At 65.2% G+C, this 23,129-nt stretch carries 20 protein-coding genes and 1 pseudogene; 14 read left to right on the forward strand and 7 right to left on the reverse strand.

Annotation, left to right across the window (positions count from 1 at the left end; genetic code table 11):
* Window positions 1–17 precede the first annotated feature (17 nt).
* From QX034_RS12060 to QX034_RS12070, 3 genes and pseudogenes are all read left to right on the forward strand, one after another.
* A complete protein-coding gene (locus QX034_RS12060) occupies window positions 18–479 on the forward strand; it encodes a GNAT family N-acetyltransferase (RefSeq protein ID WP_315702363.1) in 462 nt (153 codons plus the stop codon).
* Window positions 480–600: 121 nt separating this feature from the next.
* On the forward strand, window positions 601–1,452 hold the full coding sequence (locus QX034_RS12065) for a hypothetical protein (protein ID WP_315702362.1): 852 nt from the start codon (window positions 601–603) through the stop codon (window positions 1,450–1,452).
* A gap of 85 nt (window positions 1,453–1,537) precedes the next feature.
* Window positions 1,538–2,132, forward strand: a pseudogene (locus QX034_RS12070) (glutathione S-transferase family protein).
* Window positions 2,133–2,134: 2 nt separating this feature from the next.
* Here QX034_RS12070 and fabI read toward each other — a convergent pair.
* From fabI to fabA, 3 genes are all read right to left on the reverse strand, one after another.
* Window positions 2,135–2,932, reverse strand: a complete 798-nt coding sequence (gene fabI / locus QX034_RS12075; RefSeq protein ID WP_315702360.1) for an enoyl-ACP reductase FabI — start codon at window positions 2,930–2,932, stop codon at window positions 2,135–2,137.
* A gap of 176 nt (window positions 2,933–3,108) precedes the next feature.
* A complete protein-coding gene (gene fabB, locus QX034_RS12080; protein ID WP_315702359.1) occupies window positions 3,109–4,332 on the reverse strand; it encodes a beta-ketoacyl-ACP synthase I in 1,224 nt (407 codons plus the stop codon).
* Window positions 4,333–4,405: 73 nt separating this feature from the next.
* The gene (fabA, locus tag QX034_RS12085; protein WP_315703148.1) at window positions 4,406–4,927 is read right to left on the reverse strand and encodes a 3-hydroxyacyl-[acyl-carrier-protein] dehydratase FabA; all 522 of its coding nucleotides are present in this window, start codon (window positions 4,925–4,927) and stop codon (window positions 4,406–4,408) included.
* A 432-nt stretch (window positions 4,928–5,359) separates the two neighbouring features.
* Between fabA and irrA the strand changes: the two genes are divergently transcribed.
* On the forward strand, window positions 5,360–5,833 hold the full coding sequence (irrA, locus tag QX034_RS12090) for an iron response transcriptional regulator IrrA (protein ID WP_409977480.1): 474 nt from the start codon (window positions 5,360–5,362) through the stop codon (window positions 5,831–5,833).
* Between the two features lie 126 nt (window positions 5,834–5,959).
* Here the strand turns inward: irrA and QX034_RS12095 are convergent, their stop codons facing one another.
* A complete protein-coding gene (locus tag QX034_RS12095; RefSeq protein WP_315702358.1) occupies window positions 5,960–6,487 on the reverse strand; it encodes an SH3 domain-containing protein in 528 nt (175 codons plus the stop codon).
* Between the two features lie 336 nt (window positions 6,488–6,823).
* Between QX034_RS12095 and QX034_RS12100 the strand changes: the two genes are divergently transcribed.
* Together QX034_RS12100 and QX034_RS12105 are read left to right on the forward strand one after the other, a co-directional pair.
* Complete coding sequence (locus QX034_RS12100; RefSeq protein WP_315702357.1) at window positions 6,824–7,825, forward strand: D-glycerate dehydrogenase; 1,002 nt, start codon at window positions 6,824–6,826, stop codon at window positions 7,823–7,825.
* A gap of 183 nt (window positions 7,826–8,008) precedes the next feature.
* Window positions 8,009–9,010 carry an aldo/keto reductase gene (locus QX034_RS12105; protein WP_315743539.1) on the forward strand — a complete coding sequence of 334 codons (1,002 nt, stop codon included), beginning with the start codon at window positions 8,009–8,011 and terminating at the stop codon, window positions 9,008–9,010.
* A gap of 37 nt (window positions 9,011–9,047) precedes the next feature.
* Here QX034_RS12105 and QX034_RS12110 read toward each other — a convergent pair whose 3' ends face one another.
* Window positions 9,048–9,848 (reverse strand): molybdopterin-synthase adenylyltransferase MoeB, encoded by an 801-nt coding sequence (locus QX034_RS12110; RefSeq protein WP_315702355.1) that lies wholly within the window; start codon window positions 9,846–9,848, stop codon window positions 9,048–9,050.
* A gap of 127 nt (window positions 9,849–9,975) precedes the next feature.
* On the opposite strand from QX034_RS12110, the gene QX034_RS12115 reads away from it, so the two are divergent.
* Complete coding sequence (locus QX034_RS12115; RefSeq protein ID WP_315743540.1) at window positions 9,976–11,355, forward strand: serine protease; 1,380 nt, start codon at window positions 9,976–9,978, stop codon at window positions 11,353–11,355.
* Between the two features lie 505 nt (window positions 11,356–11,860).
* The gene (locus QX034_RS12120; protein WP_315702353.1) at window positions 11,861–12,646 is read left to right on the forward strand and encodes a ParA family protein; all 786 of its coding nucleotides are present in this window, start codon (window positions 11,861–11,863) and stop codon (window positions 12,644–12,646) included.
* 77 nt (window positions 12,647–12,723) lie between these two features.
* Here the strand turns inward: QX034_RS12120 and mutM are convergent, their stop codons facing one another.
* Window positions 12,724–13,629, reverse strand: a complete 906-nt coding sequence (gene mutM / locus QX034_RS12125) for a bifunctional DNA-formamidopyrimidine glycosylase/DNA-(apurinic or apyrimidinic site) lyase (RefSeq protein WP_315702352.1) — start codon at window positions 13,627–13,629, stop codon at window positions 12,724–12,726.
* A 91-nt stretch (window positions 13,630–13,720) separates the two neighbouring features.
* Here mutM and ubiE point away from each other — a divergent pair, with 91 nt between their 5' ends.
* The 6 genes from ubiE to tsaE all read left to right on the forward strand — a co-directional run bounded on the left by ubiE (window position 13,721) and on the right by tsaE (window position 22,239).
* Window positions 13,721–14,482, forward strand: coding sequence for a bifunctional demethylmenaquinone methyltransferase/2-methoxy-6-polyprenyl-1,4-benzoquinol methylase UbiE (ubiE, locus tag QX034_RS12130; protein WP_315702351.1), 762 nt, complete (start codon window positions 13,721–13,723; stop codon window positions 14,480–14,482).
* A complete protein-coding gene (gene ubiB, locus QX034_RS12135) occupies window positions 14,479–16,056 on the forward strand; it encodes a 2-polyprenylphenol 6-hydroxylase (RefSeq protein WP_315702350.1) in 1,578 nt (525 codons plus the stop codon). The genes ubiE and ubiB overlap by 4 nt, the downstream gene beginning before the upstream one ends.
* Before the next feature lie 86 nt (window positions 16,057–16,142).
* Window positions 16,143–17,561 carry a bifunctional phosphopantothenoylcysteine decarboxylase/phosphopantothenate--cysteine ligase CoaBC gene (gene coaBC, locus QX034_RS12140; RefSeq protein ID WP_316195413.1) on the forward strand — a complete coding sequence of 473 codons (1,419 nt, stop codon included), beginning with the start codon at window positions 16,143–16,145 and terminating at the stop codon, window positions 17,559–17,561.
* A complete protein-coding gene (gene dut / locus QX034_RS12145) occupies window positions 17,558–18,016 on the forward strand; it encodes a dUTP diphosphatase (protein WP_315702348.1) in 459 nt (152 codons plus the stop codon). The genes coaBC and dut overlap by 4 nt, the downstream gene beginning before the upstream one ends.
* A 192-nt stretch (window positions 18,017–18,208) precedes the next feature.
* Window positions 18,209–20,716: a sensor histidine kinase gene (locus tag QX034_RS12150; RefSeq protein ID WP_315702347.1), complete on the forward strand. Its 2,508-nt coding sequence runs from the start codon at window positions 18,209–18,211 to the stop codon at window positions 20,714–20,716.
* Window positions 20,713–22,239 carry a tRNA (adenosine(37)-N6)-threonylcarbamoyltransferase complex ATPase subunit type 1 TsaE gene (gene tsaE, locus QX034_RS12155; protein ID WP_315702346.1) on the forward strand — a complete coding sequence of 509 codons (1,527 nt, stop codon included), beginning with the start codon at window positions 20,713–20,715 and terminating at the stop codon, window positions 22,237–22,239. Before QX034_RS12150 ends, tsaE begins: the two co-directional genes overlap by 4 nt.
* On the opposite strand, the gene folD is transcribed toward tsaE, so the two are convergent.
* Window positions 22,236–23,120 (reverse strand): bifunctional methylenetetrahydrofolate dehydrogenase/methenyltetrahydrofolate cyclohydrolase FolD, encoded by an 885-nt coding sequence (folD, locus tag QX034_RS12160; RefSeq protein WP_315702345.1) that lies wholly within the window; start codon window positions 23,118–23,120, stop codon window positions 22,236–22,238. The genes tsaE and folD overlap by 4 nt on opposite strands.
* Window positions 23,121–23,129: the final 9 nt, after the last annotated feature.

Genomic DNA, 23,129 nt, shown 5'->3' on the forward strand with positions numbered 1-23,129 from the left:
TCGTCAGGATCGTCACCATGACCATGATCATCCGCCTGGCCCGTTCAGACGAATACGATGCGATCGCAAAACTCTGGATGGACAGCTGGTGCTCGACAGGACTGGAGGTCCCGAGTGGGAGATTGCTCACTATCTTGAGAGAGCGCCTGCCGCGTGAGATCGCCGGAGGCTGGAGCCTCTATGTCGCCGAGTACGGCAGCGAGCTCGCCGCGATGCTCGCCGTGCACGTGCCAAAGCTCTACCTCGATCAGCTCATGATCGCGCCCAGTTATCAAGGCCGGTCGCTCGGCCGCCGGCTGCTCGCCTTCACCCGAGAATTGCTGCCGGATGAGATCTGGCTGCGCTGTGCTGAGGGCAACGAGAAGGCGTGGCGCTGGTACGAGCGCGAGGGCTTCGTGCTCGAGAAAGAAGAGGTCGAGCCATCGCACGTGCGGTTGATGAAATACTATCGCTGGAAGCGAGACCCGGCGACTCTGTGACGGTTGCGGCGGAGCATGATTGCTCCCGGCTGATGTTCAGCTTGCTGGTGCCGGGAACACTCTCTAGTTTCATGTGATCGGAACACGCCCGTTCACAGAGACGTCGCCCGCGAGATCAGTCATGTTGCGTTTTCTCGCCGCTGCGATAGCGGCATCCTCCTTCGCCGTCGCCGCATCAGCCCAAGCTCCGTCGAGCCAAGCACCGTCAGCCGAAGCGCGCTCTCCCCAAGTCCGATCGAAGGCGCCAGCCAAGACGGTCGCGAGGAAGCCATCCGGCCAAACCAAAGCCAGTGCGAAGCCAGTCGAAAGCGGCCCCTGCACCCTCGGCGTAGTCTCAGTCGTTGAAGACCGTCTGGAGATCGACAAATTCGGCGTCACGATATTCGAAACCGAGGTGACCGAGGTACCGGTCGAGGGCTGGGGACTTGGCGACCTCGTCGTGGCACGCGTGCGCGCCGCCACCGGCAACGATCCGACGGTCCGGAGGATCAGCTATCCGAAGGGCGCCTTTGAGCCCTACTACCATCCGAAATCGCGTTTCTTGCCCGATCCTCGCGAGAGTTTGACGTCGATCGTTCGAGACGTGACCGCCAATTCGAATTGCGACCGCTATCTCGTCGTGACGACGTTTGAAGGAAAAATCGCGGGCACGAACCTGACGGTGAAAGGCATCGGCGCCTATAATCAAGGCCTTGGCTCTCTCATCAGACACTCGCATCTGTTCGCCAATTTCACGATCAGCCTGATCGATGGAAAATCCTACGAGAGGATCAGCAGCTTTGCGGCGGACACCGGCTCACGACTCGCAGAAAGCATGAGGATCACCGAGGACCCTCTCAAGAAGCTCGACAACGCGGACTTCCCCGATCCCCCCTCGGCTGCTGCCAACAGCGTCGTGCTCCGCGAACGGATACGGACACTGGTTGCGGACAAGCTCGACCGCGATCTGCCGAAGTATCTTGAGAAGCAGTGAGCCACGACGTTGCAGCATCCCGCCGCCGGCGTCATTCGAGTGCAGCTCTGAAAGTGCATCCCCCAGCCAAGCGACGGAAACACCCATGATGCAACTCTATTGGGCTCCAAGGACGCGCTCGTTCACCGCGCTCTGGATGCTGGAAGAAGCCGGTCAACCCTATGAGCGGGTCCTTATCGACATCACCACAGGCGCGCAGAAGTCGGCCGAATATCTCGCGATCAATCCGATGGGCAAGGTGCCCGCGCTGAAGGATAGCGACGCTGGCCGAGGCTGCGGCGATCTGCGCCTATATCGCCGAGCGCTATCCGGAGGCGAAGCTCGCGCCTGCCGTCGGCGATCCACGCCGCGCGAAATACCTGCAATGGCTGTTCTTCGCGCCCGGCTGCATCGAGCCCGCGATGGTCCAGGTCGCGACCAAGCTGGAGATGAACCCGGTCGCCGCGGGCTGGGGCGAAGTCGCACGCGTGGTCGACGTGCTCGATCAGGCGCTGGCGAAAGGACCTTGGATTCTTGGCGAGGACTTCTCGGCCGCCGATGTCGTCATTGGCTCGGCGCTGAATTTCTCGGTCCGGCTGTTCAAGATGTTGCCGTCGCGGCCGTCCTTCGACGCCTATATCGGGCGCTGCATCGCGCGGCCCGCTTTCCAGCGCGCCGAGAAGATCGCCTCAGGCCAATAACGCTATTCCGGCGGCAGGTTCTCCGGCCGCGGCTGCAGCACGATGTTGAAACCGGAATCGACGTAATGGATTTCGCCGGTGACGCCGCCGGCGAGGTCGGACAACAAATACAGCGCGGAGCCGCCGAGCTCATCGAGCGTCACGCCGCGTCCGAGCGGCGAATGCTTCTGCTGGAATCCGAACATCGCTCGCGCGTCGCCGATCACCGAGCCGGCCAGCGTACGCACCGGACCGGCAGAGATCGCATTGACGCGAATGCGCTGGGCGCCGAAATCCGCCGCGAGATAGCGCACCGAGGACTCCAGCGCAGCCTTTGCGACGCCCATGACATTGTAGTTCGGCATCGCCCGCATCGAGGCGCCATAGGTCAGCGTGATCATCGAGCCGCCGTCGGTCATCAGCGGCACCGCCCGCTTCGCCACCTCGGTGAAGGAGAAGCAGGAGATCAGCATGGTGCGCAGGAAATTCTCGCGCGTGGTATCGGCATAGCGCCCACGCAACTCGTTCTTGTCGGTGAAGCCGATCGCATGAACGACGAAATCGAGCCGGTCCCAGCTCTTGCTCAGGGCCTCGAACACGGCATCAACGCTTGCGATGTCCTCGACATCGCAGGGCAGCACGAGATCCGATCCGAGCGTCTGAGCCAGCGGCCGCAGCCGCCGCGCCTGCGCGTCACCCTGATAGGTGAAGGCCATCTCGGCGCCATGGGCGGCGAGCGTCTTCGCAATGCCCCAGGCGATCGAATGATCATTGGCGATGCCCATGATCAGCCCGCGCTTGCCCTTCATCAGCTCGTGCATGGTGCAGTGCTTCCTAGTTTGCTGGAGGACGTCTCGGCCACGTCGAGGCGGCACGTGCCTGCACCTCGCCAGCAGTCGCCCGAGCCGTCAAGGGCTTGCTGGCCTGGACATGTCCGATGTCCTCACCAACGAGAGCCCGGTCCGATCCCTCGGATCGCCCAGGCCGTGCGATGGGGTTAGGCGTCGAGGTGCTTGAAGACCAGCGTGGCGTTGGTACCACCGAAGCCGAACGAGTTGGACAGCACCGTGCCGAGCTTGGCGTTGTCGATGCGCTTGCGTACGATCGGCATGTCCGCGAAGATCGGATCGAGCTCGGTGATGTTGGCGCTTTCACAGATGAAACCGTTCTTCATCATCAGAAGCGAATAGATCGCTTCCTGCACGCCGGTCGCACCGAGCGAATGCCCCGTCAGCGCCTTGGTCGCCGAGATCGGCGGACATTTCTCGCCCCTGCCGAACACCTTGCGGATCGCCTCGATTTCCGGCGGATCGCCGGCCGGCGTCGACGTGGCGTGCGGGTTGATATAGTCGATCTTGGTCTTGACCGTAGATAGCGCCATCTGCATGCAGCGCTCCGCGCCCTCGCCCGACGGTGCGACCATGTCATAGCCGTCGGAGGTAGCGCCATAGCCGACGAGCTCGGCATAGATCTTGGCGCCGCGCGCCTTGGCGTGCTCGAGTTCCTCCAGCACCACCACACCGGCACCGCCGGCGATCACGAAGCCATCGCGCGTGACGTCGTAGGGACGCGAGGCGGTGGCGGGCGTGTCATTGTGCTTGGAGGACATCGCGCCCATGGCGTCGAACAGCACCGACAGGGTCCAGTCAAGCTCCTCGCAGCCGCCGGCGAACATCACGTCCTGCTTGCCGTACTGGATCATCTCGTAGGCATTGCCGATGCAATGATTCGAGGTCGCACAGGCCGAGGAGATCGAGTAGTTCACGCCCTTGATCTTGAACCAGGTCGCAAGCGTGGCGGATGCGGTCGACGACATCGCCTTCGGCACTGCGAAAGGTCCGACCCGCTTCGGGCCCTTGGTGCGGGTGATATCCGCCGCTTCGACCACGGTGCGCGTCGACGGACCGCCGGAGCCCATGATGATGCCGGTCTTGATGTTGGAGACCTCGTTCGGCTCCAGCCCCGAGTCCTGGATCGCCTGCTCCATCGCGACGTGATTCCAGGCTGCGCCCTCACCGAGAAAGCGCATGGCCCGGCGGTCGACGACCTCGGCCGGATTCAGGGTCGGCGCACCTTGCACCTGCGAACGAAAGCCGAGCTCGGCATATTTCTCGGCGCGGGAGATGCCCGACTTCGCCTCATGGAGGCTCGCCAGCACTTCCTGGGTGTTGTTGCCGATCGATGAGACGATGCCCATCCCGGTGATGACAACCCGCCTCATGTCCGCCTCGCCTTACCCTTGTGTCCTTGCGCAATCACGGTTGCTACAATGTCTGTGTTTGGATGCGACCGGTTCAAGACGGCGCAGTCCCTTGTTTGAACAAGCCGACCTTCAGATCCTTGGCGCGATAGATAATCTCGCCGTCCATGGAAAGCCACCCATCGGCAATACCAAGTACCAGCTTTGAGCGCATCACGCGTTTGATGTCGACGTTGTACTCGACCTTGCGAACGTGCGGCAGCACCTGGCCGGAGAACTTCAACTCGCCGAGGCCGAGAGCCCTCCCGCGGCCTTCGCCGCCGATCCAGCCGAGGTAGAAACCCACCATCTGCCACAGCGCATCCAGGCCGAGGCAGCCCGGCATGACCGGGTCGTTCTTGAAATGGCAGGCAAAGAACCAGAGATCCGGCTTCACGTCGAGTTCGGCGCGGACCAGGCCCTTGCCGAATTCGCCGCCCGTATCGGTAATTTGCGTGATGCGATCGAACATCAGCATCGGCGGCAGCGGCAGCTGGGCATTACCCGGACCGAACAGCTCTCCGCGCCCGCAGGCCAGCAAGTCCTCATATTCATAACCGCTGCGCCGATCCAGCATGCTCAAATAGCCTCCTCAACATCTCCGATGGAGATTTTCGCGCGAAATCGGACCTGCCTCGCTGCCCAAGCGCCCGTTCACCAACCGTGTCGGAGGCAGCTTGAGCCAGGCCTCCTGGAGGTAAAAACCTGCAGTCGAACACCTGATGACGACGCCGGACGGCAAGCTCAAGGCAAAATGGCGATCACCATTGCCAAACGGGCCGTTCCGGTCCGGCCGCTCTCTAACATAGGGGCGTTCGGCGGCAAAGCACCGAGACCGGTTAAATCGCCGCATCTTTTTCCGGTCGTTTCCGAGGCGCTCACGCGATTTAGGAGCGTTCTAGATAGGCTCAGTTGCGAAGAGCTTGCATCTGTACCGCTTTCTCTCCATATATCTTTTTAAGAGTATCAACTTGCGGTGTTTGAAGTGGACGCGACCGACAACGCATCGATCGTGAGTGACGACCGGACGAGCCGCGACAGGCTCGGAACCGGGCGCCAACCTGCGCTCAACGGCTGCCCCTGGCACGACGTCAACGAAATGCTGCAGGCGGCGGGCCTGCGTCCGACACGGCAACGCATGGCGTTGGGCTGGCTCTTGTTCGGGAAGGGCGCGCGGCATCTGACGGCCGAGATGCTCTATGAGGAAGCGACGCTGGCCAAAGTTCCGGTCTCGCTCGCCACCGTCTACAATACGCTCAACCAGCTCACCGATGCGGGGCTGCTGCGCCAGGTCAGCGTCGACGGCACGAAAACCTATTTCGACACCAACGTCACCACGCATCATCATTTTTATCTCGAGAACAACCACGAGCTGGTCGACATTCCCGATCAGCATCTGGCCTTGACCAAGCTTCCAGAGGTCCCGGACGGTTACGAGATTTCCCGCGTCGACATGGTGGTGCGCCTGCGCAAGAAGCGCTGAGCCGCTGGCACACTCTGCGGCGCCCGGACTTGTCGTCATGGCCGGATTGTTCCGGCCATTTTGCGTTTCAGGGCAAGACGAAGATCGGAATCGAGCCGCCGGTGATCGGCGCGGCGACACGGGCGCTTAGTTCACCTGCTCGTCGGCGTAGACGCCCCACAGCCTCTGCTGCTCGATCCAGCCATCAAAGCCGTTGCCGGAGACGTGGCACCAGGAGCCGTTGCACTTCTTGACCTGAGCGATCACGCCGGCCTGCAGGCGCGCGGTGACTGAGCTTGTCGCATCGGCGCTGTCGTAGAGCGAGGCGAGGTCATCCTTGTTCTTCATCGTCACGACAGCGGTGCGGCGGCCCGACAAAAGCGAATGATACACCCACCCCTCCGCGCCTTCGGAATCGCGCACCCGGCGCCAATTCTCATATTCGGCGGTGATCTCCACCGGCAGGCCCGAGCGGGTGTAGACCCAGGCGACATCGTTGTCCTTGGTCGGACCGGCCCGCACATTCACATGGTCCGATTTCAGGCTGACGTAGCGCGGCACGGGCAGGCCGCTGGTGGTCGGTGTGGAGTCCTTGGCCGAGGCAGGCGGGTTGAGCGCAAATCCCAGAAAGGCCGCGACCAGCATCACGAACGAAGAAAAACGCCCCAACGCCATCAAACGCAACTCACTCTCCCTCGCCGAATCGACGCCTCGACCGATTTCGCACGTGCAATCGTTCGCCCGCTCCCACCGACCCCGCCGGATCCCCCTGTGCGGGCGGGGACCTTCCGGCGGGCGTCCTGCGCCTTGTCTTGGGCCTGCCTTCTGCTACAGAGGACCGAACACAACGGCCAGGACGCGCCTCAACGTCCGGCGAATCCTTGCAAGGGACGGATCGGGAACCCCAAAACAGATCCGAGAGACCATCCCCTGGGAACGCCGGCATAGGCTGCGACGGTAGTTTCGGCGAACCCGGTTAATGAGGTCTGAAGGATCTCATGAGAGCAAGACATGTCGGTTAGGAAAAAGCCTCTGGTCGTGGTGACGCGCAAGTTGCCGGACTCGATCGAGACCCGGATGCGCGAGCTGTTCGACGCCCGGCTCAATCTCGACGACGAACCGATGAGCGCGGAGCAGTTGGCCGAGGCTGTGCGGACTGCCGACGTCCTGGTTCCGACGGTCACCGACCACATCACCGCCGACATCCTGAACACGCCCGAGAGCAAGCTGCGGCTGATCGCGAATTTCGGCAACGGCGTCGACAATATCGACGTGGCCGCAGCGATCGCGCGCGGCATCACCGTGACCAACACGCCGAAAGTGCTCACCGAGGATACCGCCGACATGACCATGGCGTTGATCCTTGCCGTGCCACGACGGCTGATCGAGGGCGCTTCGATCCTGACCGAGGGCAAGAACTGGGCGGGCTGGTCGCCGACCTGGATGCTCGGCCACCGTATCGGCGGCAAGCGGCTCGGCATCATCGGCATGGGCAGGATCGGTCAGGCGGTGGCGCGCCGCGCCCGCGCCTTCGGCCTGCAGATTCACTATCACAACCGCCGTCCGGTGGCCCCTGTCATCGCCGAGCAGCTGGGCGCGACCTATTGGGAAAGCCTGGACCAGATGCTGGCGCGGATGGACATCATCTCGGTGAACTGTCCGCACACGCCGGCCACGTTCCATCTGTTGTCGGCGCGGCGGCTGAAGCTGATCCGCAAGGACGCCTACATCGTCAACACCGCGCGCGGCGAGGTGATCGACGAAGAGACGATGACCAAGCTGATCGAATCCGGCGATATCGCCGGCGCCGGGCTCGACGTGTTCGAACATGAGCCTGCAGTCAGCCCGCGCCTGGTGCGGCTTGCCAAAGCCGGCAAGGTCACGCTGCTCCCGCACATGGGCTCGGCCACGATCGAAGGCCGGGTCGAAATGGGCGAGAAGGTCATCATCAACATCAAGACCTTCCTCGACAGCCATAAGCCACCGGATCGGGTGCTACCCAGCATGCTGTGAGCTTGCCCTGCCGTGCAGGGCGGGGGCGATCTTGCGTCGCTCCGAAGCCGCGGCCACGCTGATTGTTCGGCATTCCGAACGGTCCGTTCGGAATTGTCCGGCTTATCGAACCGAGGAAAACGATCGATATCCGCGTTGTCCAGTCGGCCCCAGCGGCCGCCGTCCCAGCGAAGGAGAACGATCATGGAAATCCGTCAACTCGGCGCGACCGGCCCACGCGTATCCGCCATTGGTCTTGGCTGCATGGGCATGTCGGACTTCTACGGTCCGGCCGACCGCTCCGAGAGCATCGCCACGATTCATGCCGCGCTCGATGCGGGCATCACGCTGCTCGACACCGGCGACTTCTACGGCATGGGCCATAACGAGACGCTGATCCGCGAGGCGCTTGCCTCGGCCGGGCCTCGCAACCTGCAGATCTCGGTCAAGTTCGGCGCGCTGCGCGATCCCGCCAAGGGTTGGCACGGCTACGACAGCCGGCCGGCTGCCGTGCGCAATTTCCTCGCCTACTCGCTGCAGCGGCTCGGCGTCGAAGCGATCGACATCTATCGTCCTGCCCGGCTCGATCCGTCGGTGCCGATCGAAGAGACCATCGGCGCCATGGCAGAGCTGAAGCAGGCCGGCTACATCAAGCATATCGGCCTGTCGGAAGTGGGTTCGGAGTCCATTCGCCGCGCCCACAAGGTGCATCCGATCAGCGACCTGCAGATCGAATATTCGCTCGTCTCGCGCGGCATCGAGGGCGACATCCTGAAGACCTGCCGCGAGCTCGGCATCGGCATCACCGCTTACGGCGTGCTCTCGCGCGGCCTGATCAGCGGCCACTGGTCGAAGGACCGGGCCGTGAAGGATTTCCGTAGCAGCGCGCCACGGTTTCAGGGCGACAATCTCGACAAGAATCTCGCGCTGGTCGAGACCTTGCGCGGAATCGCCGATGATATCGGCGCCTCTCCGGCACAGGTGGCGATCGCTTGGGTCGCGGCCCAAGGCAAGGATATCGTGCCGCTGGTCGGTGCAAGGCACCGCGACCGCCTGTCGGAAGCTCTCGGTGCGCTCGCGCTGAAGCTGACCGAGGCGCATCTCTCCGCGCTCGACAAGGCTTTCCCGCCGGGTGTTGCCGCCGGCGCCCGCTATCAGGAATCGCAGCTTGTCCATATGGACAGCGAGCGCCGACTGACGGCGTGATCGTCGCTGCCTCTCCCGCGTGCGGGAGAGGTCGATCTCACCGATGCGCGCTCAGATCGGCGATGACAGGCCCATCGCCATTCAGGGGATTGGTCGGATCGCGGCTGTAGCGCAGGGTCTCGAAGCGCATGGTGCGCGCGTCCAGCATCAGCAGCCGGCCGACCAGGCCGTCACCGAAACCGACGACCTCCCGGATCGCTTCCAGCGCCATCATCGAACCGAGGACGCCGGCGAGCGCGCCCATGACGCCGGCCTCCGCGCAGGCCGGCACGGTGCCGGGCGGCGGCGGTTCGGGAAACAGGCAGCGATAGGTCGGATTGAAAATGCCTTGCGCATTCGTCTCATGCGCGCGGATCGTGGTCAGCGAGGCATCGAAGGTGCCGAGCGCGCCGGTAATCAACGGCTTCCTCGCCAGGAAACAGGCATCCGACACCAGATATCGCGTGTCGAAATTGTCGGAGCCGTCGAGCACGAGATCATAAGCACCGACCACGTCGAGCACGTTGTCGGCGTTCAGCCAGGTCCGATGCGCAACGACATTGACGTGCGGGTTGAGCGCCTGGATGCGCTCGGCCGCGCTCTCGACCTTGGGCCGGCCGATATCGGGCGTCGCATGAATCACCTGACGCTGCAGGTTGGAGAGCGACACGACATCATCATCGACCACACCGAGCGTGCCGACACCGGCCGCGGCGAGATACATCAAGGCCGGCGCGCCGAGCCCGCCGGCGCCAACCACCAGCACCGAGGCTCGCTTCAGCGCCGCCTGCCCGGGGCCGCCGACGTCGCGCAACACGATGTGGCGGGCATAACGCTCGAGTTCTTCCTCGCTCAGCATCGTCTCACACGTCCTTCCGCGAACTCTGACGGAGCCATCGGCCTTTCGGCAGCCTGAACCCGCGCCCGATTCGACCGACCAAGCAGATGGGTTTATTTATTTGCGCCGCAAGAGTTTGGGATTTGTCATGAGACCATTGGCCTGGGCAACATCGATCTCGGCGACCTTGCTGCTTGGCGTCAGTCCTGCGCTGGCCCAGCTGAGCACGCCCCCCTCCTCCGGCGTCAAACCCAAAACGGGAGCTGCCGTGCCGGCGCGCCCGCCGGCCCAGCCGCCGGCAGACCCGGCCAACGCGATGACGGCGGCCCAGCGGCTGGCGCTGCAATCCGATCTCGCCTGGGTCGGGCAATATAACGGCGCGATCACCGGCGAGGCCAGCGCGCGCATGGTGAACGCCGTCAAGGCGTATCAGAAGCTCAAAGGCGGCGAGCCGACCGGCGTCCTCAATCCGCAGGAGCGAAGCGCGCTGGCCGATGCCGCCCGGCGCAAGCAAGAGGCGGTCGGCTGGAAGATCGTCACCGATCCCGTGACCGGCGCGAAAATCGGACTCCCGACCAAGCTGGTGCCGCAACAGGCGAGCGATGCCGGGGGCTCCAAATGGAGCTCGCCGACCGGAACGGTGCAGATCCTCCTGGCACGGCGCAAGGAAGCCAATCCGACCACCGCAGCACTCGCCGAACGCGAGAAGAAGGAGCCGGCCGGGCGCACGGTCGGCTACACCGCAGTCAAACCCGATTTCTTCGTGCTCTCCGGCACGCAGGAGCAGAAGAAGTTCTATGTCCGCGGCACCTTCAGGGGTGACGAGGTGCGCACCCTCACCATCCTCTATGATCAGGCGATGGAAAGTACCCTGGACCCGGTGGTGATCGCCATGTCGAGCGCATTTGCCGCGTTCCCGACCGCGGCCGCAGCGCCGCCGCCGCGGCGCACGGTCGATTACGGCACCGGCCTCGTCGTCAGCGAGGACGGGGCCGTCGTGACCGATCGCGAGATCGTCGACGGTTGTCTCGCGATCACGATCGGCGGCTTCGGCCATGCCGATCGCGTGTCCGACGACAAGGCGCATGGCTTGGCACTGCTGCGCATCTACGGTGCCCGCGGCTTGAGGCCGCTCAACCTGGCCCCCGGCAGCGCGAAATCCAGCCTCGACATCGTCGGCATTGCCGATCCGCAAAATCAGGGTGGCGGGTCCGCGGTCAGCACGGTCAAGGCGCAGGCGACGGCGCAGGGAACGTCTGCCGGAAGCGGCGAACTTTCATTGACGCCCTCGCTCGGTCTCGGTTTCTCCGGCGCGCCCGCGATGGATGCCGACAGCCGCTTTACAGGGCTTGCGCTGGCGAAACAGGCGGTGGTCGCGGGGGCAACGTCGGCCGTGCCGGGCACCCAGGCGGTGCTCGTATCGGCCGCAGTCGTGCGCGACTTTCTCACCGGGAACGGCGTCGGTCTCGATGGCAAATCGGCGGACGCGAAGGCCGCGACGGTGCGCGTGATCTGTGTTCGGAAGTAGCCGCGAACAGACGAACGCCGCGACGTGCGGCGGTCTCGGCGGTTTCGCCTTGCCGCCTCAATCGCCAGTTGCCGGGGCCGGGAGCGGCACGCTCACTGCCTTCGTTTACCCAAAATTAAGCAAACCATTTTACACAAAATTAGGAAGCTCTTTGGCCGCAGAGCCCGCATCCTGCAGATGACGCCATCATCGCAGAACGGCTTTTAAGTCCCGAGCGGCCGATCGACGGCCCTTCAAGCCGTTGGATTCCGACGCACCTTGCTATCAACTCAGAACGAGTCCTGCCGTAGTCGAACGGGATGTGGTGACACCTGCGGCGTGACATAGTTCGATCAGATTTGTCGGCGTGCTGATTCGGACCACCGCGATTCCAAGTGCCTGTTGCAAGTGCCTTTGGGTCGGACCGGACCGTCCTGAGCGAGAATAGCTCCGCATCGCAGGTTGCGCGGTGCAACTCAGCTGGCGTTCCATCAAGTTCCGTCAACAGCCGAAGGACTACTGACCGATGTATACGATCGTTCTGGCCACCCAGAAAGGCGGAAGCGGCAAGAGCACGCTGGCCATCGGCCTTGCAGTGGCTGCCCAACAGGCCGGACACAATGTGCGCGTGATCGAGACCGACCGGCAGGGCACGTTGTCGAAATGGCAGGCCAGGCGTCATCAGGCCGAGCCCATCGTCGAGGCCGTATACGACGCCAAGATGATCGAACAGCGCCTGGAGGCACTCGCGCGCGGCGGCGTGACGGTCTGTATCATCGATACCGCAAGCGGCGTCAACGCGGCGTCGACCGCGGCCATCCGCCACTGCGACCTCTGCCTGATCCCGGCGCGTCCGAGCGTTGCCGACATCGAAGCCACCGCGCCGACCTTGAGCGTGGTGCGCGCCTGGCGCAAGCCGTTCGCCTTCGTGCTCAACCAGACGCCGATCCGCGGCGGCCATCGTGTCACCGACGCCACCACGGCGCTCGACAATGACGCACCGCGCGACATCGCCGAAGTACTGGCGCAGCCCTTCATCATGATGCGCAACGACCATCAGGATGCGCTCGCCGCCGGCCTCGGCGTCTGCGAATTCGCGCCCGAGGGCAAGTGCGCGCAGGAAATCAGCAGCCTGTGGCGCTGGACCATCGGCAAGATCGCCGGTGACCAGGTGGTGCAGGAAGCGAACGAATTGATGGACGTGGAATTTCCGATCCTGCTGCGGCCGACCGCCGAAGAACGCGAGGCCACCGCGGCGCGCGCCTATCCGACCTGGGCCGACAGCAACATCACCTGGGAGACGGGATTCTAGAACGGCAGGTGTACTTTACCTGTACTTCACCGAGCCAATCGCGCGGTCGACGCCCAGCCCCGGCCGCGGTCGGGCGCTTACTTCTGGCACTTCGGACACCAGAAGGTCGAGCGTCCGTTCTGGGTGAACCTCTTGACGACGCCGTCGCATCCCTTGCTGCGGCAGGGCTGACCTTCCCGGTCATAGACCTGGAACGAATGCTGGAAGTAGCCGAGCTCGCCCGAGGTCTGGCGGTGGTCGCGCAATGACGATCCCCCCGCCTTGATCGCCTCGTTCAGCACCGCGTGGATCGCCTCGACCAGCTTCTCGGCACGGTCGGTCGGCTCCGCCCCGGCAACGCCCTTGCGTTGTCCGGCCTTCGTGGCCAGGGTGGCCGCCAGCCGGCGTGGCGACAGATGCGCGCGGAACAACGCTTCGCAGACATAGATGTTGCCCAGTCCCGCCACGACCCGCTGGTCGAGCAGCGCCGCCTTCAGGCTGGTCTTCTTGTTGGCGCATGAGCGCGCCAGCATCGCCGCGTCGAACTCATTGCCGAGCGGCTCGGGCCCGAGGTCCTTCAGGAGGGGCTCCTCGTCCAGCGCGTTACGCGGAATCACTTTCATGTAGCCGAAGCGGCGCGGATCGTTGAACACAACGTCGGCGCCGGAGGACATGTGAAACACGACATGGTCGTGATTCTCGTCCTTGCCGCGCGGGTGATGAAAGGCGCCGGGCGCAGTGGCCTCGTCCGGCTTCAGCACGCGAAACGAGCCGGACATGCCGAGATGCATCAGAAGCACGTCGCCGGAGCCGAGATCGGCGAGCAGGTATTTGGCGCGGCGGCCGAGCCCGGTCACGGTCTGGCCGTTGAGGCGCGCCACGAAATCCTTCTGGAATGGAAACCGCAGATCCTTGCGCCGCGCCTCGGCCGCCACGATCCTGGCGCCCTCCATCACCGGCTGCAGGCCGCGGCGGACCGTCTCGACTTCGGGCAGTTCAGGCAATCAATTCACCTCTGTCGCCATTCACCTTATCGAAGTGACGTGATAGCGCCATTGCGACGGGCACGCTATGGTCCCGTATCGGAGTAGGGTGATGGATCGGCCGGACCAAACCACGCATTTCGGCTTCAGGGATGTGCCCCTGGGCGAGAAGCAGACGCTGGTAAACGACGTGTTTCACAGCGTGGCGTCCCGCTACGACCTGATGAACGACCTGATGTCGGGCGGGCTGCACCGCGTCTGGAAGGACATCATGATCAATACGCTGAACCCGCCGAAGGGCGATCAGCCATTTGCCCTGCTCGATGTCGCCGGCGGCACCGGCGACATCGCCTTCCGGGCGGCGAAGGCGGCCGGAGCCGGCTTCCATGCCACCGTCTGCGACATCAATGGCGACATGCTCGAGGTCGGGCGCCAGCGCGCCATCAAGCAATATCTCGAAGACAAGGTCTCCTTCGTCGAGGGCAATGCCGAGGCGCTGGCTTTCCCCGACCGCTCCTTCGACGCCTATACGATCGCCTTCGGCATCCGCAACGTGCCGCAAATCGATCTCGCCTTGCGCGAAGCCCATCGTGTGCTCAAGCATGGCGGCCGCTTCCTGTGCCTCGAGTTCTCCACGGTTCAGGTCCCCGGCCTCGACAAGCTCTACGACATGTTCTCCTTCAACGTGATCCCGCAGCTCGGCCGCGCGGTCACCGGCGACGCCGAGTCCTACCGTTACCTGGTCGAGTCCATCCGCAAGTTTCCGACCCCCAGCGCATTCGGCGAGATGATCTCCGACGCTGGCTTCGCCCGCGTTTCCTGGCAAATCCTCTCCGGCGGCATCGTCGCGCTCCATTCCGGCTGGCGTTTGTGATCTCGGCACTGACCCATATCGTGCGGCTCACCCGGGCCGCTTTCGTCTTCGCGCGCGAGGGCGTGTTCGGTGCCGTCGACCCGGCTCTCGTGCCGCCTTCCGGTCAGATACCGCTGAAGCTGGCGCGCCTGATCGAACGCCCGGGCGCCAAGTCCGGCCCGCGGCTGTCGCGCGCCTTGGAACGAATGGGCCCGGCCTATCTCAAGCTCGGCCAGTTCCTGGCGACGCGTCCCGACGTGGTCGGCGTCATCATGGCGCGCGACCTGGAGTCGCTGCAGGACCGGCTGCCGCCGTTCTCACAGGCTGAAGCGGAAGCCGTGATCGCTACCGCGCTCGAGCGCCCGATCAACCAGGTGTTCTGTCAGCTCGGTCCGCCGGTCGCTGCAGCCTCGATTGCTCAAGTCCATCGTGGCGACGTCGAACGCGACGGCATCCATACTCCCGTTGCCGTCAAGGTGCTCAGGCCGAACGTCGCGTCGCGCTTCCGCCGCGACCTCTCCGATTTCTTCTTCGTCGCCGAAAAAGCCGAGGCACATTCGGCGGAAGCGCGGCGGCTGCGGCTGGTCGAGGTGATCAACACGATGTCGCGTTCGGTCGCGATGGAGATGGATCTCCGTCTCGAAGCGGCCGCGCTCTCGGAGATGGCCGAGAACACCAAGGACGATCCTGACTTCCGCGTGCCGGTCGTCGACTGGGACCGCACGGCGCACAACGTGCTCACCATGGAGTGGATCGACGGCATCGCGCTGAACGACAGGGCGCGGCTGGAGGCCGCCCATGTCGATCTGCCCGATCTCGGCCGCAAGGTGATCCAGAGTTTCCTGCGCCACGCGCTGAGGGACGGCTTCTTCCATGCCGACATGCACCCGGGCAACCTGTTCCTCGACAAGGAAGGCCGGCTGGTGGCGGTCGATTTCGGCATCATGGGCCGGCTCGGCATGAAAGAACGCCGCTTCCTGGCCGAGATCCTGCTCGGCTTCATCACCCGCAACTACCGCCGCGTCGCCGAGGTGCATTTCGAGGCCGGCTATGTGCCGCCGCATCACTCGGTGGAGAATTTCGCGCAGGCGATCCGCGCCATCGGCGAGCCGATCCATAATCGCACGGCCGAAGAGATCTCCATGGCCAAGCTGCTCACGCTGCTGCTCGAGGTCACCGGCCTGTTCGACATGCGCACCCGTCCGGAGCTGATTCTGCTGCAGAAAACCATGGTCGTGGTCGAAGGCGTGGCGCGCGGCTTCGATCCCAAGCTCGACATCTGGAAGATCGCCGACCCCGTGGTGCGCGAATGGATCGAACGCAATTTAGGTCCGCTTGGGCGCATCCAGAGCGCAGCATCCGGCGTCGGCGATCTGGCGCGGCTGGCCGTGACCTTGCCGGAGCTGGCCTACCGCGCCGCTTCCGTGCTGGAGCATCTCGAGGTGATGACGCGCGACGGCCTGCGGCTCTCCCCCGAATCGATCGCCGCCATGGGCCGCACCGAGGGCAGGAAGAGCCGGTGGCGCGCCATCGCGCTGTGGATCATCGCCGCCACGTTCATCGGCATCCTGATCGCGGTGTTGCGGCTGGCCTAAGGTCCGGGAGGGCGACCACTGCTGATTGCAACGCAATCAAAATATGATAGCATTGCAATCACAACAATGATGCCCGGGAGGCCGCGATGGCCAGCCTGACCATCCGCAAGCTCGACGACGCGCTGAAGAGCTATCTTCGGCTACGCTCGGCGCAGAATGGCCGCTCGCTCGAGGAAGAGGTTCGCGTCATCCTGCGCGGCCTGATCGAACCGGCCGAGCCGCGCGCGGCCCCGCCGACCGGCGAGCTGGAGACGGCCATTTCTCCCCTGCCCGCCTCCACGCGCGAGCCGCGCGTCACGCTGATCATCGGCGGCGGCATCGCCGCCTATAAGTCGCTCGATCTGGTCCGCCGGCTGAAAGAGCGGCACATCAAGGTGCGCTGCGTCCTCACCAAGGCGGCGACGCAATTCGTCACCGAGCTGTCGGCCAGCGCGCTCTCCGGCGAACGCGTGTTCACCGACCTGTTCGATCCCCGCAGCGAATTCGATGCCGGGCACATCCGCCTGGCGCGCGACTGCGACCTGATCGTGGTGGCACCGGCCACCGCCGACCTGATGGCGAAGATGGCGCAGGGACATGCAGACGACCTCGCCAGCGCGATCCTGCTGGCTGCGAGCCGCCCGATCCTGCTCGCGCCGGCGATGAACCCGATGATGTGGAGCAATCCGGCCACGCGCCGCAACGCCGCGACCCTCCAGCGCGACGGCATTCAGATGGTGGGGCCGAATGCCGGCGAGATGGCGGAGGCGCGCGAGGCCGGCGTCGGCCGGATGGCCGAGCCGCTCGAAATCGTCGACGTCGTTCAGCGCATGCTCAAGCCGGTCCCGCCGCGGCCGCTCGCCGGCCGGCGCGTGCTGGTTACCGCCGGCCCGACCCACGAGCCGATCGACCCGGTGCGCTATATCGCCAACCGTTCCTCCGGCAAGCAGGGCTATGCGATCGCAGCCGCAGCCCACGCTGCGGGCGCCGATGTGCAGCTGATCTCGGGGCCGGTGGAACTCGATGCACCGAAGGGCGTCACGATCACGCATGTCGAATCGGCGCGGCAGATGCTGCAGGCGGTCGAGGCCTCGCTGCCGGCCGACGTTGCGATCTTCGCCGCTGCCGTTGCGGATTGGCGCGTGGCCAGCGAAGGCGGCCAGAAGCTGAAGAAGACCGACGCGGCGATACCGCCGCTGCAGCTGGTCGAAAATCCCGACATCCTTGCCACCATCTCCAAGCTGAAGGAGAACCGGCCGCCGCTGGTGATCGGCTTCGCTGCGGAGACCGAGCATCTGATCGAGAACGCCAAGGCCAAATTCGCGCGCAAGGGCTGCGACTGGATCGTTGCCAATGACGTGTCGCCGGCGACCGGCGTGATGGGCGGCGATCGCAATACGGTGCATCTCTTGACCCGCGAGGGCGAGCGCGTTCACGTCGACTCCTGGCCGATCATGACCAAGGATGAGGTCGCGACCGCGCTGGTTGCCCATATCGCCAAAGCCGTAGGAACAACGCCACCGTGACCAGCACCATCGCCATCGACGTCCAGATCCTGCCGCACGGCGAAGGCCTGCCGCTGCCGGCCTATCAGACCGCGCAGGCCGCCGGGCTCGATCTGCTGGCCGCGATTCCCGAGGCCGAACCTGTCGTGCTCGCGGCGGGCCGCCACGCGATGGTGCCGACCGGCCTGTGCATTGCACTGCCTGTGGGCTACGAGGCGCAAGTGCGGCCGCGCTCGGGCCTCGCCGCCCGGCACGGCGTCACCGTGCTGAATTCGCCGGGCACGATCGATGCCGATTATCGCGGCGAGATCTGCGTGCTCCTGATCAATCACGGCGAGGCACCGTTCACGATCCGCCGCGGCGAGCGGATCGCGCAAATGGTGATCGCGCCGGTCACGCGCGCCGAGTTCGTCGTTGCGACCTCGCTGTCGACGACTGCGCGGGGCGAGGGCGGTTTCGGTTCGACAGGCCGTTGAATCACGGGCATCGCACGCGCCGATTCGTTCGCGTGCAAACACATCCGGTGCATTTTCCTCAGGCACTGTCCGCGTTCACGGTCTGGACTCTTACCGCTGGAGTCCCGAAGCGGTTATTGTTGATTGATTCGCGCAACGGCACGATCGACGCGATCGGCGCCGCGCGAAACTTCGTGCGGTTTTGGGGCAAAGATGTCAGGCGTGATCGTGGTGATGCGTCGGACGCTGCTGTCATGCACGTCTCTCGCGCGCGTAGGCCGATTAAGCCTGGCCGCAACTGTGCTTGCGCCGGTGGACGCGGCCTTTGCGGGCGACGGCATGCCGGCCGATGTCATCGCCAATCTCATCGAACTGAGCCGGCAGGACGTCGCGGCGATGACTGCGGCGCTTGCGTTGCTCGGCTTTTCCGTGGTCGCGGCGATCGCGCTGGTGCGCACGCGGATCCGCGCCGGGCGCAAGGAGGCACGGCTGCGCACCGACATTGCCGAGCTGCAGCTGCAGGCCGATCGCTATCGCGCATTGCTGTTCGCGGAACCGCAGATCCTGATCGCATGGCCGGCCGGCGGACACCGCCCGCAGATTTCCGGCGATACCTCCTTGCTGGTTCCGGCCGACCAGCCGCAGCGCATTCTCGCCTTCGGCACTTGGCTGCCGTCGGAGCCGGCGCTGCAGCTCGACCGCGCGATCGATTCGCTGCGCGAGATCGGCGAGGGCTTCCTGATGCAGCTCATCACCTCGCACGGCCACGCCGTCGAAGTGATGGGGCGTGCCATCGGTGGTCAGGCCATCGTGCGCATCCGCGAGCTCTCCGGTGTCCGCCGCGAATTGGCCGAGACGCAGCTGCGGCTGAGGGCCCTGTTCGAAGAGACCGAGCTGCTCCGTGGGCTGACCTCGGCCTTGCCCTGGCCGATCTGGGCCAAGCAGACGGGTGGCGCGCTGCTCTATGCCAATCCCGCCTACGCGCACGCCGCCGAGGCGCGGGACGTTCACGACGCGATCAGCCGGAACGTCGAACTGCTCGACAGCGACGATCGCAGCGAGATGCAGCGCGCACTCGGAAATTCCGGCAGCTTCGCCGCGCGCTTGCCGATCGTCGCCGGCGGCGAGCGGCGCATCTATGACGTGCGCGCCTTCAGCCTGTCCGGCGGCAGCGCCGGCGTCGCGGTCGATGCCAGCGAGGCGGACGAGCTGCGCGCCGCGCTGGTGCGCATGGCCGAGGCGCACCGGCGGACGCTGGATCAGCTCTCCTCCGGGGTTGCGGTGTTCGACGGCCAGCGCCGGCTCGCCTTCTACAACGATTCCTATCGCCGGCTGTGGGACCTCGAGACCAGCTTTCTCGACGGCCAGCCGGACGATTCCAGCGTGCTCGACCGGCTGCGCGCCGCGCGCAAGCTGCCGGAACAGGCCGATTTTCGCGCCTGGAAGGCCAAGCTGCACGAGGCCTATCGCGCGGTCGAGACTGCCAAGGACACTTGGTTCCTGCCCAATGGCCGCGCGCTCTCCGTCGTCACCACGCCCAATCCCGAAGGTGGCGTGACGTACCTGTTCGACGACGTCACCGAGAGCTTCAACCTCGCCCGCCGCTATGACGGCCTGATCCGGGTTCAGCGCGAGACGCTCGACAGCCTCGCCGAGGGCGTCGCCGTGTTCGGCAGCAACGGCCGTATCGAGCTGTTCAACCCGGCTTTCGCCAGGATGTGGCGGCTTGCCTCCGACGCCTTGCGCGAACGGCCGCACATCGACACGGTGGAGGCTTGGTGCCGGCCGCTCTATGACGACCCCTCGCATTGGCGCAGCCTGCGCGAGGCCGTCACCGGGATCGAGAACCGGCGCGACCTCGCGCTCAAGCTCGAGCGCAAGGACGGCAGCGTGCTGGACTGCATGAGCCGCCCCTTGCCGGACGGCGCCACCATGCTAACGTTCCAGGACATTACCGATACCGAGAATGTCGAGCGGGCGCTGCGCGAGAGCAACGAGGCGCTGGAAGCCGCCGGCCAGATGAAGATCGACTTCGTGCACCACGTCTCCTACGAGCTGCGCGCCCCGCTGACCACGATCATCGGCTTTGCGCATTTCCTGTCCGATCCCTCGACCGGCCCGCTGACCGACAAGCAGGCCGAATATCTCGACTACGTCACCAAATCGACCAACGCGCTGCTCGCGCTCACCAACAACATTCTCGACCTCGCCACCATCGACGCGGGCGCGATGAAGCTCGAACTCGGCCCGGTCGATGCCACCCAGGCGATCGCGGCCGCCGCGGAGGGCGTTCAGGACCGGCTCGCCACCGACCGCATCCACCTCACCGTCGAGGTCGCTGCCGATGTCGGCACGTTCGTCGGCGACGAGCGGCGCGTCGTGCAAGTGCTCTATAACCTGCTCGCCAATGCAGTCGGCTTCTCGCCGCCGGACACCCTGGTCGTCGTCAGCGCTCGCCGCACCGACCACAGCGTCAGCTTCTCGGTCACGGACTCCGGCCCGGGCATCCCGCCCGAGGTGAAGGACAAGGTGTTCGAATGGTTCGAAAGCCATTCGCAGGGCTCGCGCCATCGCGGCGCCGGGCTCGGCCTGTCGCTGGTGCGCTCCTTCGTCGAACTGCACGGCGGCAAGGTGCGGATGGATTCGGTGGTCGGGCGCGGCACCACCGTGACCTGCGAGTTCCCGACCGACCACATCGCGCAGCGTAACGCCGCGGAATGACGGAGCCCACCACATTCACCGTTGCGCTCGCGGACGAGGCCGCGACCGCGAACCTGATGGCCGACCTTGCGCTGCTGATCGGTCCCGGCGACCTGATCACGCTCTCGGGCGACCTCGGCGCCGGCAAGACCGCCGCAGCGCGCGCGATGATCCGCTATCTCGCCGGCAGCGCCGAGCTCGAAGTGCCGAGCCCGACCTTCACGCTGGCGCAGAGCTACGACCTGCCGAGCTTTCCGCTCGTTCACGCCGACCTCTACCGGATCGGCGATCCGTCCGAGCTGGAGGAGATCGGGCTTTCGCCGCTGCCCGAGGCCACCGTCGTGCTGATCGAATGGCCGGAGCGCGCCGGCAGCACGTTGCCAATGGACCGGATCGACATCACCTTTCGGCACGACGGCGCGAAGGGCGACGACGCCCGCATTGCCGAAGTCACAGGCTCCGGCAAGGCCGCTGCGATCGTCGCCCGCTTGCGAGCTTTGCGGCAATTCCTGACCGAAGCCGGGCACGCCGGTTCGCGACGCCAGCGCATGGCGGGCGACGCCTCGATCCGCTCCTATGCGCGGCTGTTCAAGGGCGAACGCGCCTATATCCTGATGAATTCGCCGAAGCGACCCGACGGTCCCGCGATCTACGGCGGCAAGTCCTACAGCGCCGCCGTGCATCTGGCCGAAGACGTCCGCCCCTTCGTCGCCATCGCCGGGAGCTTGCGCGCCCGCGGCATCTCCGCCCCCAAGATCAACGATGCCGATCTCGAGCATGGATTTCTGATCACCGAGGATCTCGGCAACGAAGGCGTGATCGAAGGCGATCCGCCGCGCCCCATCGTTGAGCGCTATGAAGCCGCCACCGACCTGCTGGCCAAGCTGCACGACGAGACAACTCCCGACGTGCTGCCCTTGGCGCCGCATGTCAGCTACGCGGTTCCGGCGTTCGATGCGGATGCGATGCTGATCGAAATCGGCCTGATGCTGGAATGGTATCTGCCCGATCGCGGTGTGCAGCCGAGCCAAGCGCTTCGCGCCGAGTTCATGGCGATGTGGCGCGAGCTTCTGGCCGAGCCGCTGGCGACAAAGCCGACCTGGGTGCTGCGCGACTATCATTCGCCCAATCTGCTCTGGCTGCCGGGGCGCGAAGGCATGGCACGGGTCGGCGTGATCGACTTCCAGGACGCGGTGATGGGGCCGCCGGCCTATGACGTCGTCTCGCTGCTGCAGGATGCGCGCATCGATGTGCCGGAGGAGATCGAGCAGGCGCTGCTGACGCGCTATATCACGGCCCGCGAGGCCGCCGATGCGGGCTTCGACCAGGAAGCCTTCCGCGCGCATTACGCCGTGATGTCGGCGCAGCGTAATACGCGGCTGCTCGGCACCTTCGCCCGGCTCAACCGCCGCGACGGCAAGCCGCATTACCTGAAACACCAGCCGCGGATCTGGGCCTATCTGTCGCGCGCGCTGGCGCATCCGGCGCTGGGCTCGATCAGCGATTGGTATGCGGCCAACGTGCCGCCGCCGGTGGCGAGTTAAACAGCCGGCGCGGGCAAGCTGGCGATCGCGCAGGCCGCGCGCAGCGTGTTGACCAGGAGACAAGCCACCGTCATCTGGCCGACGCCGCCCGGCACCGGCGTGATCGCGCCGGCGACTTCGGACACTTCCGCGAAAGCCACGTCGCCGACCAGCTTCGTCTTGCCGTCAGATGTTGGAATGCGGTTGATCCCGACATCGATCACGGTCGCGCCCGGCTTGATCCAGTCGCGCCGGACCATCTCGGGCCGGCCGACCGCGGCATAGACGAGGTCGGCGCGCGCGACGAGCTGCGGCAGGTCGCGCGAGCGCGAATGCGCGATCGTCACCGTGGCGTTCTCGTTGAGCAGCAATTGCACCAGCGGCCGTCCCACCAAATTGGAGCGGCCGATCACGATCGCATTCATGCCCTCGAGCGAAGCATGCACGCTCTTGGTCAGGATGATACAGCCGAGCGGCGTGCAGGGCGACAGCGCCGGAAGACCGCCGGCGAGCCGCCCGGCATTGTGCGGATGCAGGCCGTCGACATCCTTGGCCGGATCGATCGCGTTGATGACGGCCTCGGTGACGAGGCCCTTGGGCAGTGGCAGCTGCACCAGGATGCCGTGCACGGCCGGATCGCGGTTGAGCTTCGCAATCAGCGCCAGGAGCTCATCCTGAGAGACATCGGCCGGCAGCTTGTGCTCGAACGAGGCCATGCCGGCGGCTTGCGTCTGGGTGTGCTTGCTACGGACATAGACTTCGCTCGCGGGATCGTTGCCGACCAGCACCACGGCGAGCCCGGGCGTCAGGCCGTGATCGCGCTTGACGCGTTCGACCTCGCTCGCGACGCGCGCGCGCAAATCCGCGGCGATCGCCTTTCCGTCAATGATCCGCGCGGTCATATCTCGTCC

The organism is Bradyrhizobium sp. SZCCHNR3119 (genome assembly GCF_032487775.1).
Lineage (GTDB): Bacteria > Pseudomonadota > Alphaproteobacteria > Rhizobiales > Xanthobacteraceae > Bradyrhizobium.